Source organism: Bacillota bacterium (assembly GCA_013178045.1).
Lineage (GTDB): Bacteria > Bacillota > Ch66 > Ch66 > Ch66 > Ch66.
Window position 1 is genome coordinate 1 of the sequence record JABLXP010000019.1, and the last position, 13,183, is coordinate 13,183.

A 13,183-nucleotide genomic window follows, 5' to 3' on the forward strand; every position below is an offset into this window, starting at 1 on the left:
GTGACTTCACTCCTTTATGGGGTTTTCGGTTTGGTTACTTGAAAACTTCTCCAAATTGGGGTGAAGTCCTTTTTTATGGCCCTAAAATCCTTAGTAAATCAAGTGTTGGAAAATTGCAAAAGGCTCATATAATAATCCTACTTATTTCTACACGATTTTCTGGTCGTCTGGGGAACTATGCTTAAATCCCTGTTGTAGATAAGTTTTTGCTGGTTGAGCTGATTGATTGGCTTATTAGCAATTTTGTAGTAAAATACAATCATCAACAATAAGCGAAAGGAAGATATAATTATTGACTGAACCATTGGCACTGGTGTTTGTTGGGATTGTGGTGGGGTTCTTTGGCACGATTGTTGGAGCGGGGGGAGGGTTCTTGGTTATTCCTTACCTGCTACTAGTCTGCGGGATGTCTCCCCAACTGGCCATTGGCACATCGCTGACCATGGTTTTTTTAAACGCGGTATCTGGAACAGTGGCCTTTATTCAACAGAAACGGGTTGATTTAGAAACGGGAATTAAGTTCGCTCTGGCGACTGTACCGGGAGCAATTGTGGGCTCGTATATTACCGTATATTTTACCAGCCAGTTGTTCAGTATCCTTTTCGGTTTACTGCTGATTGTTCTGGCGGGCTCACTTTTTTTCCGCTCAATAAAACAGAGGACAAAACAGGATAGCCAAAATCAAGCAAAAACCGCGATTGAACTAGTACCGGGAAAGTTTGAGAAGATCAGAATATTTACCCAGAACAGCGGAGAGGTGGTTGCCTATTCCTTTAACGAAGCCTTGGGGATTGTGATTAGCTTCGCGGTTGGTTTCCTGTCCAGTGTTTTTGGAATTGGGGGGGGAATTATTCACGTTCCCTTAATGATTCTGATACTAAACTTCCCCCCCCACGTGGCTACAGCTACTTCCTTTTTTATTTTGACCATTTCTACCCTGATTGGTTTTGTTACGCACTTCTTACTCGGTCATGTTGATCTTAGTCGAGCCCTGTGGCTGGCCCTTGGAGCGATCACAGGCGGGCAGCTCGGAGCCAGGGTCTCACAGCGGGTTGATGGTCGATTAATTGCTCAAATGCTGGCTATTGCCTTGATTTTTGTGGGGATCAGGTTGATGCTGCTTTAACTACTGATGGAAGGAAGGTGATTGGTTATGGTTAAATGGAGAGTAGTGGGGGTCTTGATTGGTGCCCTGGCTGGTTGGATGCTTGGCCAGAATATAAATTCTGCGCTAATCTGTGCTTTGTTGGGGGCGTATTTAGTGGGAAGATATACTGATCCCAAATCAAAACGTATATTTAACAAATTGTTCAGCCAAAAAGACGAAGATAGTTCACCCAAAAACAGTGAGAATTAGAAACATCCATCTGTAAGAGACGAAAGTGCGAAAAAGAGTAAAACACCAATACCAATAAGACAAAGAGGCTCTTGCCTGTAGAATGGGGCAAGAGCCTCTCTGTATTTGTATTCGTAGGCTGCTGGTTGATTAAAATTGGACTTGTGACTGCTGTTGCTGTGTCCCGCTGGTCTGTAGCTGGCTGAGCATTTTGGCGAAGAATGGTGATTTGAGAATTTCAAGCATCATTTCCATCTGTTTTCCGCTAAAGAGATCTTGGGAGTTGACACTGGATTGTGCTTGATTCAGTAGAGTGGTCTCAGATTCAGATGAAAGCGGCATGACAGGGTTTGCCAGTTGCATCTTTATTTGAGCAGTCGCTTCTTCCAACTGTTTTTGGATCTGTTCGCCTGCTACTTCTAAGACACTTAACGCGGCCGTGAGAGAATCAAGACCGGCTGCGGTTTTTAACATGATTTGACTGATGCCGAGGGACCACTGACGAAGCATTTTCAAAGTATACTCGAGGTGCTGCTTAACAGTAGTAACACCAGCTTGATTAGTTTTCATCACAGGTAGGCGGTTGGCGTCGTGTTGGTTTTGCTCATCTGTTGACATTGCCTCGTTTCGCCCCCCTTCTTGTTCATAGGAAAGATCTGAGGGTTTCAAATTTCCCTGTTGAAGTTGATTGGTAAGTTGCTGTTTCCTTTGTTCTAAAACCAGGACACGCCGGTTGTATTTGGTAAGTTCTCTTTCCAGGTCACGCAGTTCCGACCGGATTTTCCGCACACTGGGCATCGCCATCACCTCACTAGGCCGAGGAATCTAATTACCGGCGGTTTCCGAGTTGCCTGAGTAACATTTCCAGGTTTTTTTGGGTGTTTTCATTGGGTGTTTGCTGACTTAACATATGGAGGAAAGGTGCCAGCCCCTGCAGGTTAGCGTTGGGGTTTTTTACAATGTCCTGCACTATTTGCCAGATGGCCTGCAAGCCGGCAGGGTTAAGTGAACCTTCTGAATTGATGCTGCTCAGGGAGGTCATAATGGCTTTTTTTTGTTCAGCGCTAATTCCAGCTGCGTCCAACATCGCTTCAAAGGCCTTTGGGTCACTCACCAGATTTTTCGCCTGATTAATTAAAGCTTCTAAATTCATGGAACTATTCATGTTACTCATGGTTTCCACCTTTCATCACTCAACTTTTACACAATACATCATATTTTAAAATGTCTTTCTTAGTTACAGGTTTTGTACGTATATTAGTTGGTAATTGTTGGGAAAATCCACTTTATTTTGAGTGGCAAATTTTTTTAAAACAATGGATTTTGGTCAAATATGGTGACATCTCTGATGACTGGTGCATAAGCTAGAATGCAACATAATACTATTCTGGAAAGGAGGGATATTTAATGGAAACACTTGCTACCACCTTACTTTTAGGACTACTTACGCAAAAAATTCGCGTACCCAAGCCACCATCGCGGACACCAATAATCAGAAAAATTGTGGCACTCAAGCCAGGTCAATCACTAGAGTCCTGTAAGGCCATGGTTGCGGAACATGGCGGTAAGATAATCAAGTCATTACCGTTAATCAACGCTGTTTTGTGTGAGTTTACAGAGGAAGAATCCCACGTTTCCCTGGCCAGTCGTCCAGAAGTGTTGGACATCCATGACGATATTAAGTTGACGATTTGCATTATGGAGCCGGCTGAAGAGGAAGTTAACAAATCAATAAGCTCCCCATTTCCCTTTCCGTTTCTGTGGCCCGTTCGTCCAATACGTCGCAAAACACCAGCCGCGCAGCCGGCCCAGCAAGTAGGGTGGAATATTCAACAAATCCAGGCCTGGCCATATCAGTCGACCGGAAAACGTGTTAAAGTGGCGGTAATCGATACCGGCATCGCACTCAACCACCCTGATCTCAAGGACAATATTAAGGGCGGAATCAACGTGATCAATAATGGTGCCAGTTATAATGACGATAACGGACACGGGACCCACGTGGCTGGCATTATCGGCGCCCTTAATAACGAGATTGGGGTAGTCGGTGTCGCTCCCGAGGTAGACCTTTATGCCGTAAAAGCTTTTGACTCCAGGGGACAGGGCAATTTGTCCGATGTGGTTGAGGGAATACAGTGGTGTATTGATAATGACATAAAGATAGTCAACATGAGTTTTGGGAGCCAGGAAGAAAACGCAGTTTTTCGCCAAGCTTTCCAGACTGCTGCGCGGCGAGGGCTGATCATGGTTGCAGCTGCCGGGAATGAAAAAGAACGGAATTCAGTGACTTACCCGGGTAAATATTCCGAAGTTCTGGCGGTATCGGCCTTGACACAGCAGGGAACGTTAGCGGATTTCAGCAGTTGGGGCAAAGAAGTGGGAATCGCGGCTCCAGGTGTCAACATCCGTTCAACTTATTTGAATGGCGGATATAAGGAGCTAAGCGGCACCTCAATGGCGGCGCCGCATGTCACTGGTGCTGTTGCTCGCCTGATGGCCAAATACGGTAACATTCGAACTTCCCAAATTGTTCCGCACTTGAAACGGACTGCTGTTTGGATGCGGGGTTTGAGTAAGGAACAACAAGGGGCAGGGATGGTTAATGTTGCCCGGGCCCTCCAGCGACCGCCAATGTAAACGGAAGTAAAACCAGGGCCCTGCAAAACGGCCGGGGCCTTGGTTCTTCCTCTCGTCATTGTTAAATATACGCGCCAGTTATAATCTGCGAAAGGCGAACCGGGTCCATATTCCCCCCGCTGAGCACTACGGCGACTTTGGCCCCTCGGATATAGACACGCTCGGCCAGGAGGGCGGCCAGCCCAACTACTCCCGCCCCTTCGGCCATGACTTTACCCCGTTCTAACAGCGTTATGATGCTGTCGGCGATATCGGCTTCTTCTACCAGTACAATATCATCGACGTACTTTTGTACATATTTAAAGGTGAGCTGTCCGGGCTCTTTGACGGCGATGCCATCAGCGATGGTTTTTACTGTTTGGAGCTGTTGACGGGAGTTTTTTTGTCGGGATAAATACATACTCGGCGCACCGGCTGACTGAACCCCGATCACCCGGATCTTCGGATTGAGTTCCTTGGCTGCAATCGCCATGCCAGCCACCAGTCCGCCGCCGCCGATGGGAACAAGCATGGCCTCCACATCCGGCAGCTGATCGATGATTTCCAGAGCGATTGTTCCCTGACCGGCAATGACCTGCGGGTCATCAAAAGCATGCACAAAAGTCTGACCACGTTCCTGCTGCAATAATCGTGCATACTGGTACGCTTCGTCATAGGTCTGGCCGTGGAGGATAACTTCCCCGCCGTAACCCCGCGTCGCCATGATCTTAGCTGTTGGCGCTCCTTTAGGCATAACAATAGTGGCCGGAATGCCTCGGACGGTGGCGGCCCAGGCTACACCCTGAGCGTGGTTGCCCGCGGAAGCAGCGATGACCCCGCGGGCTGCTTCTTCGGGGGAAAGATTAAACACCTTGTTGGCTGCGCCTCTGATTTTGAAGGCGCCAGTCTTTTGCAGATTCTCCATTTTCAGGTAGACGTCGTTACCAGACAGTTCGCTGAATGTCCGCGAGTGAATGAGGGGTGTTTCGTGGATGATGGGCCGCAGAGTTTCACGGGCCAATACGATCTCTGCTAGACCTACTCTTTTGAGCCGGCGCAGATTTTTTTCCTGATTATTGGCTAGTTTAGAAGATAGATTCATGTTCACACCGCCTCCCGATGTTAAAAACTAAACCCCTCGCACCTAGACACCATGTCTAGGGGCGAGGGGCCATTCGCGTTACCACCCTAGTTTGTTATTGCCTCACGACAATAATCTCCACAGGTACGGAGTGCTAGCTCGATACCTCAGTACGTTAACGGGTACTCTTTTCTCCCTGGGGAGACCCGGCGGGGCTTACTGGAATTTCAGCCTGCAGCTTGCGGACGATTTTCAGAAACCCTGGTGGTCCTGGCTCACACCATACCCAGTTCGCTGTACCAGCCGGCGTGGTTCTTACTCTTTCCGCGCATCGCTTTTCCCAGCATATTTTTTTCTTCAGTATAGGGTAAAATAAATTTATTGTCAAGTTAGAAGAAGAAGGAATTGGGCACGGGATGTCGAATATCATTTTAATGAAAGGCACGAGGAGGTGTAAGTGTTTGCCAAATACCAGTAGGCCGACTTTGTTCTTTACTGGGTACGCCAAACTACCTTCAACAATCACTGCCTATAACCTTTACAAAGTTGTGGCTGTTGGGATGGAAATAGATCCAGCCACATCAGTGATCCTTGACGCTGATTGTACCCTAGCGACTGATTTGGGTAGAAACTTTGTGGCAACACTGCTCCGGGGACATAATCTCGCGACGGATGTAGACCTGATTGTTCAGAAACTGGAACGACGGTACCACGGAAGCGCCAGGAAGGCCTTAATCACGGCGGTGCGGATTATCGCTGACCACTATCGGGCCTATCGGGAGAATAGACCGTGGGAAGATCCGCAACTTTAGCTACCAGTAAGCGAACGAGAAGTGAAGACTTTTTCGCCATTTTACTTATGGCTGAGGGTATCGCCTGAAGCGAAAGTAAGTAAGACCTGGTTGGCGGTGAAGCGAGACAATTCCTCATCGTTTGACCAGGTTTTTTCTATACAAATCAGGTCAATCACCAAGTTTCGGTCAAAGTTTCATGTGAAATCATTAAAAATATCATAACAGAAAGAGAGGTATTTTCGATGGAACTGGTGAAACAATTACTGGCTGGCTCATCCCGGGCTGCGGCTAAGTTAATTACGATGATCGAAAACGAGAGCCCCGAAGCCGGCCGGGCGCTGCAGGAGTTGTTTCCCCACACCGGCCGGGCGCACTTAATCGGGCTCACCGGACCACCAGGCGCGGGAAAGAGCAGTTTGACGGATCGTTTGATCAAAGAGTGGCGCAAGCAGAACAAGAAGGTTGGCGTAATTGCCGTTGACCCAACAAGCCCTTTCACGGGCGGGGCGATTTTAGGGGACCGCATTCGCATGGTTGATTCCAGTACGGATCCGGGGGTATTTATCCGCAGCATGGGAACCCGGGGCAGCTTGGGTGGTTTGTCTCGCGCCGTTTTTGATGTGGTTAAAGTGTTGGACGCGTTTAAGATGGATTATATCGTGATTGAAACGGTTGGTGTCGGTCAATTGGAGGTCGACATTGTCAAGGTTGCCGATACAACGATTGTGGTAATGGTGCCGGGTCTGGGTGATGATATTCAAGCGATTAAGGCCGGCATCCTAGAAATAGGTGATATTTTTGTTGTCAATAAGGCTGACCGAGATGGGGCATCCCGGACCATCAGAGAACTTGAGATGATGTTGGAACTTAATCCGAATAAGGACGGCCGAAAGATTTCTGTTATTCCGACCGTGGCGACGTCCGGCGAGGGGATTGGACGGTTGATGGAGGAGATTGAAGCCCACTGGGAGTATTTGCAATCCAGTGGTGTTTTAGAAACGCGGCGGCGTAACCGGGTGAGGGAAGAGATCCTGGGAATGGTCAAGAAGAAGCTGACCCAGTACATTAACGCTCAGGTAGAAAAAGACGGCCGGTTGGAAAAACTGGTGGATAAAATTGTGGCCAGAGAGCTTGACCCATACGGGGTAGTGGAGGGAATTCTGGCGGCGACCCTGGATTTATCAGACCATAAATTCGTAAATTAAAGTATTTGCAGTAATTGTACGCGAATGTTTTATAATGTTTTATCCCGAATTATAAAATCTGGCTGGTATAAACACGATAGATGTAGTAATATAATATTAAGAGACAAAATATGGCAATTATGGAGAGGAGATGGGCGTGTTGAGCCCGAAGCTTAAAAAGGGACTGGTGCAGGTCTATACCGGTGACGGAAAGGGTAAGACGACGGCGGCGCTGGGGCAGGCTTTTCGCGCCATTGGTCGGGGATTAAAGGTGTGTATGATTCAATTTTTAAAAGGGGCGAGTTCTGGTGAACTTTATACTGTAAAACGGATTGAGCCTGATTTTCAGATTTTTCGCTTCGAGAAAAACCGCGGTTTTTTCTGGACTCTTACGGATGAGGAAAAAAGGGAACTCAAACAGGAGATCGAGACGGGCTTCGCTTTTGCCAAGGAGTTATTGGCTAAAGGTGAGTGCGATATTCTCATCCTGGACGAGATTATGGGTGTTTTGCAGAACAAATTACTGACGGTAGAAGAGGTCTGTGATTTGATTCGTAACAAACCGGAGCATGTTGAATTAATTCTGACGGGTCGGAATGTGCCGCCAGAAATCGCGGAACTGGCGGACCTGATTACGGAAATGAAAGAAGTTAAACATTATTATACGCAGGGAATACCAGCCCGAGTTGGGATTGAATCTTAAAAATAAAACCTGAACGAAGACGTTTAACTCAATATTTGATAAGGAAACAGGTGTTCTGCGCTTTTCCGCGGGATGAAAAGGGAAATCGGTGTAAATCCGATGCGGTCACGCCACTGTAACGGGGAGCTGCCTTGACGATAGTCACTGGGACAATCACCTGGGAAGACCAAGGCCAGCGAGGAACCGAAGCCAGGAGACCTGCCTGTTTCTGATAACCAAACTTGCCCACGGTGTATGGGGGGGTGGTTGCGGTGCCGCATGCCGGCTAATGACCTCAATTGCCAGGTAAATTGAATCCCCAGCCCTTTTGGGTTGGGGATTTACGTTACTCGTTAACTATTTTAACGCGAAGATGAATGGGAGGGAACTCGATTATGCACATCATGGAAGGTTTTTTGCCGGTGGAACACGCGGCCGCCTGGACGGTGGCTTCTGCCCCTTTTGTGGCCTATGGTGTGGTAAAACTAAAGCAGGTAATTAAAGAAAAACCCGAGACCAAGATGGTGTTGGGTGTAGTCGGCGCGTTTGCTTTTGTCCTGTCGGCGCTTAAGCTGCCATCGGTAACCGGTAGCTGCTCCCATGCCACGGGGACCGGCCTTGGGGCGATTCTGTTCGGTCCTTCAGTTGTTTCGGTGCTAGGCCTGATTGTTCTGCTTTTTCAGGCGCTGCTCCTGGCCCATGGCGGATTAACCACACTGGGAGCCAATACTTTTTCCATGGCTATCGCCGGACCATTGGTGGCGTGGGCGATTTATCGATTAAGTAAACGTTTGGGTCTGTCTACTCCCGTTGGCGTTTTCCTCTCCGCTTGTCTTGGTGATCTTATGACCTATGTGGTGACCTCTGTCCAATTAGCCTTAGCTTTTCCCGATCCGGCTGGTGGGTTTATGGTGTCCCTGATTAAATTCGCTTCTGTTTTCGCCCTGACCCAGATCCCGCTGGCTGTGGTTGAAGGGCTGGTCACTGTCCTGGTCTTTAATGTTTTACTAAACTACAGCTACGAAGAATTGCAGGCATTGCAGGCGTTGCGTTCACGGGAGGTGAAGTGAATGCTCACCCGAACTCAGCAATTAATGATTATCGGCGCGATTATATTTGTTTGCCTCATTCCCTTCTGGTTGGTCAATAGTTCTGCCCAGGACGAAATTTTTATCGGGGCTGACGAACAAGCCGAGGGTATTGTGGCTAAAATCGCCCCTGACTATGAGCCGTGGTTTCGCCCCTTCTTTGAACCGCCCAGCGCCGAAATCGAGAGCCTGCTCTTTGCGCTTCAGGCGGCTCTGGGCGCCGGGGTCCTTGGTTATTACCTGGGCAGTAAACGAAAAACCAGTAAGGATGAGAGCAAGTGTTGATCGACCGATACGCCTGGGAAAGCCCGTTGCGGGCTTGGCATCCGGCTGAAAAATTGCATGTCGCTCTGACCGGGTTGATCGTGAGTTTTTTATGTCCCCGACCGGAGATAAACTGGCTGATTTTTGGTGGATTTGCCCTGGTTACAATCAGCAAGGGACGAGTCCGCGCGAAAGATTATGGCTATCTGTTATTGATCCCGGCGCTATTTCTGTTGGTCGGGGTAATCACGGTGATGGTTACCTATCAGCCAGCACTTCCCAGTCTGTGTTGCTGGCGAGTGGGAAGCGCCACGTGGGGCATTTCCTACCACAGCCTGTGGCAAGCGGAATTACTAGCGTCGCGGTCGATGGCCATGGTGGCGATCATGTACTTCCTGAGCTTGACCACCCCAATCGTAGAATTGACCTCGGCCTGGCGAGCCATTCGGTTGCCGGCAATTTTGGGTGACCTGATGTACCTCATTTACCGGGGAATATATCTGCTTACCGGTGTAGCGGAGCAGATTGTCCGCGCCCAGTTGTTACGCCTTGGTTATTTTGGCTGGAAGCGCTCGTTCCAGTCGGTGGCTTTACTGGTGGCCGCTGTTTTTACGCACAGCCTGCAGCGCTCTCATGAGCTGACAGTGGCAATGCAGGCTCGTGGCCCGGCCGGCGAGATGCCAGCTATGCCTTTATGGCAGCCGCTTCCCTGGCCGAGGATGGTTGGCTACTGGGTAATAACCGTGGTGAGTGTGTGCTTAATGGGTTTGCTCGACTGAGCCTGACGTAGGTTGGTAGCCAGCCAGCGAAGCGGGCTTATGAGCAAGCAGACATTACAAAAGTATACCAATATATGGATAGAGGACTGATTATGAGCGAGAAGGCAAGCGTTTTGAGCATCCATAATTTACATTATCTCTATCCGAGACAGACAACGGGATTGTACGGGATCACCTGCACCATCCCTAAGGGTGAGCGGACGGTCGTTCTTGGCCCTAACGGCGCGGGAAAATCCACCCTGCTTTTGGCCCTCAGCGGGATCTATCGACCCCAGCAGGGTTATATTCTGGTGGAAGGACAACCCATAGACTATTCCCGTCAGGGATTAACGCGGCTGCGCTCCCAGGTGGGGCTGGTTATGCAGCAGCCCGATGTTCAGCTATTTTGTCCGGTTGTTTACCAGGATGTGGCTTACGGCCCAACCAATCTCGGGTTGCGGGCAGATGAAGTGCGGGAGCGGGTTGAGTGGGCCTTGCAGGTGGTGGGGGCTTCCTCCCATATCCACCGGCCGATCCACTGTTTGAGCCACGGGGAAAAACAAAGAGTGGCTATTGCCGGGGTACTGGCCATGCGGCCGAGGGTAATTCTTTTGGATGAGCCGACGGCTGGCCTGGACAGGGCCGGCGTGGCTGACCTCTTGGAGGAGCTTGAACGCTTGCGGGAAAACGGGACGACCCTGGTGATGACGACCCACGACCTGGACTTGGCCTGGTGTTGGGCCGACCACTTTATTGTTCTAGATAAGGGAAAAAAAACCTGGGAGGGAGACTATGCGGAACTCGCCAGTCGACTGGAGTTATTCGAGGAGTTAGGTCTGGGTATACCGACGGTCGGACTGATTTATCAGGCTCTGTTGCAGCAGGGCTTGCTAACCAGGCTTAAATATTTACCCCGGGATCTGCCTGAATTGATCCGCTTTCTGAAAGTTGACTGTGCCGGACTGGATAAAGCCGCCAGGACGCAGTAAGGAGGAGTTGGCGGTGTCGGATCTGATCGGTTTTCGGGTGCACGATGGACGTCTCTGGCGACGCGGGGTGACGACCGGGGCCTGTGCTGCTGCCGCGGCCAAGGGAGCAGCGATTTACTGGTATAGCGGCCGGGTGCCGGGAAGCGTGACGATCACCCTTCCCGGTGGACAACCGCTGTCCCTCCCCATCAGTCAGGCGCAGCGGGATGATACCGGGGCGGCCTGTGCTGTGGTCAAGGACGGGGGTGATGACCCTGATGTCACCAGCGGACTGGCGATCTGGGCAAGAGTGTCGCCCCAGGAGAAGGGGATTGATCTAGACGGTGGTCCAGGGGTAGGACGGGTGACCAAACCCGGTCTGCCAATCCCGGTCGGGGAGGCAGCGATCAACCCGGTACCCAGGGAAATGATCCGGCGAGAAGTAGCGGGCGCCATTCCGGCCGACCAGGGAGTGAAAGTAACCATCTTTGTGCCGGAAGGTGAAGTGGTCGCTAGACGGACCCTTAATTCCCGACTGGGCATAGTCGGCGGTATTTCCATTTTAGGGACCACCGGCATCGTCGAGCCAATGTCCGAGGAAGCCTTTAAGACATCGCTGGTCAGCGGAATCACGGTTGCCCTGGCGCATGGCCATGAGACAATTGTGCTTACTCCCGGCCGCCAGGGATTTAACTGGGCGACCCGTGTCGGCGGTGTGCCAGTCGAGGCCGTGGTGGAGTGCAGTAATTTTGTCGGTTATCTGCTGCAGGAATGCGTTCGTCTGGGGGTAAAACAGGTAATCCTCTGGGGACATATCGGCAAGTTAATTAAAGTGGCGGGGGGCATTTTCCATACCCACAACCGGGTTGCTGATGCGCGGTTGGAGATTTTAGCCGCTCACTGTGCCCGGCGTGGCTTGTCCGTCCAGGGAATCCAGCAAATTTTGACGAGTGCAACACTGGAGGGGACATTACCTGTAGTGGAGCAGGCCGGGTTGCTGGGGGTCTTCGATGAACTGGCGGCTCTGGCCAGCCAACGGGCCCGCAGCTACTGTTATGAACAATTAGAGGTGGGGACTGTCTTTTTAAATTCGGCGGGACAAATTATCGGTTGTGACGAGCAGGCGGTAGTGATTGGGAGGCAGAAGAATTGGCGAATAAACTATGGATTATCGGCATCGGACCGGGTTCGTTAAAATACATACCACCAGCAGCCCTGGAAAAAGTTTACCAGGCAGATATCCTCCTGGGTGGTTCCCGTGCCCTGAAACTGTTTGCCGATCACCCAGGGGAAAAACGACTCATTACCGGCGAGGTGGCGGGTCTCATCCCGTATTTACACGAGCAACTGGCTGACGGACGGCAGATCGCCGTGCTGGTCTCGGGTGATCCCGGGTTTTACAGCTTGCTGGCTTTTCTGCGCCGGCATTTTGCTTCTGAACAACTGGAAGTCATCGCTGGTCTGAGTCCGTTTCAGGTAGCCTTCGCGCGTCTCAAGGAGCCCTGGCAGGGGGCGGTTCTCGAGAGCGTACACGGACGTCCCTTGACAGGTCTGCTGCGTTACCGGGGAAGAAAAGCGGTGATCCTGACCGATCACCGGCACACCGCCCGGGCAGTGGCCAGATTTTTAAAAAAGCAAGGTTATGCTGACCAGCGGGTGGTGGTCGCTCAGGACGTGGGAGGCGATCAGGAACTGATCCTGGAAACAACCCTTTTTGATTTGGCCGAAGGTGAGGCGGATTTTCCTAGCACCATTTTGATATTATTACCAGCCGAAGATGCTGACGAAGAGTTGGCCGGTCAAACCGGGGTGTTTAAATACAGCCTGGGACTGCCAGACGAGGTATTCAAGCGCGCTGAGGTTCCGATGACGAAACAAGAGATCCGGGCCATCACTCTGGCGAAGGCCCAGCTAACCCCCCAATCGGTGGTGTACGACGTGGGCGCTGGAACTGGCTCAATCAGTCTGGAGGCGGCCCGCTGGGTGTGGCAGGGGATGGTTTACGCGATCGAACGTCAGCCGGCTGCCCTTGACTTGCTGCGGGAAAACCAATACCAACTCGGGGCGCAAAACCTCATCCTGGTCGCGGGAGAAGCCCCCCAGGCCATGACCGAACTGCCACCGGCCGATGCGGTGATTATCGGTGGTAGTGGCGGTAAACTGAGGGAAATTGTCCAGGTGAGCCGAAGTAAACTGCGGCCGTCAGGGCGGTTGGTCATCAATGCAGTGACGCTGGAAACAGCTGTGACGGCGGTGGAAGAGCTTGAACGAAGCGGTTTTACGGGAGTGGAAGCCGTTTCGGTGGCGGTCACCCGCTGGGAAAAGGTCCAGCAGAGCCATCTGGCCCGCGCTTTGAACCCGGTCTGGATTATCGCGGGCACCCGGAATTAACTGGTTGGTTCATTTACCAGG

Annotated in this window: 15 protein-coding genes and 1 riboswitch; of the genes, 12 read left to right on the forward strand and 3 right to left on the reverse strand. The window is 50.9% G+C overall.

What is annotated here, in order from left to right; all coding sequences use genetic code 11:
- The first annotated feature begins 292 nt into the window (after nt 1-292).
- Together HPY81_08695 and HPY81_08700 are read left to right on the forward strand one after the other, a co-directional pair.
- On the forward strand, nt 293-1,126 hold the full coding sequence (locus HPY81_08695) for a sulfite exporter TauE/SafE family protein (GenBank protein ID NPV27497.1): 834 nt from the start codon (nt 293-295) through the stop codon (nt 1,124-1,126).
- A gap of 27 nt (nt 1,127-1,153) precedes the next feature.
- Nucleotides 1,154-1,357: a hypothetical protein gene (locus tag HPY81_08700; protein ID NPV27498.1), complete on the forward strand. Its 204-nt coding sequence runs from the start codon at nt 1,154-1,156 to the stop codon at nt 1,355-1,357.
- A 129-nt stretch (nt 1,358-1,486) separates the two neighbouring features.
- On the opposite strand, the gene HPY81_08705 is transcribed toward HPY81_08700, so the two are convergent.
- Both HPY81_08705 and HPY81_08710 read right to left on the reverse strand, forming a co-directional pair.
- On the reverse strand, nt 1,487-2,140 hold the full coding sequence (locus tag HPY81_08705; protein NPV27499.1) for a hypothetical protein: 654 nt from the start codon (nt 2,138-2,140) through the stop codon (nt 1,487-1,489).
- 25 nt (nt 2,141-2,165) lie between these two features.
- Nucleotides 2,166-2,510, reverse strand: a complete 345-nt coding sequence (locus HPY81_08710) for a hypothetical protein (GenBank protein NPV27500.1) — start codon at nt 2,508-2,510, stop codon at nt 2,166-2,168.
- 233 nt (nt 2,511-2,743) lie between these two features.
- Here HPY81_08710 and HPY81_08715 point away from each other — a divergent pair, with 233 nt between their 5' ends.
- Nucleotides 2,744-3,973, forward strand: a complete 1,230-nt coding sequence (locus HPY81_08715; GenBank protein ID NPV27501.1) for a S8 family peptidase — start codon at nt 2,744-2,746, stop codon at nt 3,971-3,973.
- A 61-nt stretch (nt 3,974-4,034) separates the two neighbouring features.
- On the opposite strand, the gene HPY81_08720 is transcribed toward HPY81_08715, so the two are convergent.
- Nucleotides 4,035-5,054: a threonine ammonia-lyase gene (locus HPY81_08720; GenBank protein NPV27502.1), complete on the reverse strand. Its 1,020-nt coding sequence runs from the start codon at nt 5,052-5,054 to the stop codon at nt 4,035-4,037.
- 440 nt (nt 5,055-5,494) lie between these two features.
- Between HPY81_08720 and HPY81_08725 the strand changes: the two genes are divergently transcribed.
- The 9 genes from HPY81_08725 (at nt 5,495) to cbiE (ending at nt 13,162) form a co-directional block, all read left to right on the forward strand.
- On the forward strand, nt 5,495-5,845 hold the full coding sequence (locus tag HPY81_08725) for a DUF3870 domain-containing protein (protein NPV27503.1): 351 nt from the start codon (nt 5,495-5,497) through the stop codon (nt 5,843-5,845).
- Nucleotides 5,846-6,069: 224 nt separating this feature from the next.
- A complete protein-coding gene (meaB, locus tag HPY81_08730; GenBank protein NPV27504.1) occupies nt 6,070-7,032 on the forward strand; it encodes a methylmalonyl Co-A mutase-associated GTPase MeaB in 963 nt (320 codons plus the stop codon).
- Nucleotides 7,033-7,162: 130 nt separating this feature from the next.
- Nucleotides 7,163-7,714, forward strand: coding sequence for a cob(I)yrinic acid a,c-diamide adenosyltransferase (locus HPY81_08735; protein NPV27505.1), 552 nt, complete (start codon nt 7,163-7,165; stop codon nt 7,712-7,714).
- A 31-nt stretch (nt 7,715-7,745) separates the two neighbouring features.
- Nucleotides 7,746-7,935: riboswitch (cobalamin riboswitch) on the forward strand.
- 153 nt (nt 7,936-8,088) lie between these two features.
- Nucleotides 8,089-8,763: an energy-coupling factor ABC transporter permease gene (locus HPY81_08740; GenBank protein NPV27506.1), complete on the forward strand. Its 675-nt coding sequence runs from the start codon at nt 8,089-8,091 to the stop codon at nt 8,761-8,763.
- Nucleotides 8,764-9,066 (forward strand): energy-coupling factor ABC transporter substrate-binding protein, encoded by a 303-nt coding sequence (locus HPY81_08745; GenBank protein ID NPV27507.1) that lies wholly within the window; start codon nt 8,764-8,766, stop codon nt 9,064-9,066.
- Entirely contained in the window at nt 9,060-9,824 is a 765-nt protein-coding gene (gene cbiQ, locus HPY81_08750) for a cobalt ECF transporter T component CbiQ (GenBank protein ID NPV27508.1), read from the forward strand. Before HPY81_08745 ends, cbiQ begins: the two co-directional genes overlap by 7 nt.
- Before the next feature lie 92 nt (nt 9,825-9,916).
- Nucleotides 9,917-10,792, forward strand: coding sequence for an energy-coupling factor ABC transporter ATP-binding protein (locus HPY81_08755; GenBank protein NPV27509.1), 876 nt, complete (start codon nt 9,917-9,919; stop codon nt 10,790-10,792).
- 37 nt (nt 10,793-10,829) lie between these two features.
- On the forward strand, nt 10,830-11,966 hold the full coding sequence (cbiD, locus tag HPY81_08760) for a cobalamin biosynthesis protein CbiD (GenBank protein ID NPV27510.1): 1,137 nt from the start codon (nt 10,830-10,832) through the stop codon (nt 11,964-11,966).
- On the forward strand, nt 11,921-13,162 hold the full coding sequence (cbiE, locus tag HPY81_08765; protein NPV27511.1) for a precorrin-6y C5,15-methyltransferase (decarboxylating) subunit CbiE: 1,242 nt from the start codon (nt 11,921-11,923) through the stop codon (nt 13,160-13,162). The genes cbiD and cbiE overlap by 46 nt, the downstream gene beginning before the upstream one ends.
- Nucleotides 13,163-13,183 lie beyond the last annotated feature (21 nt).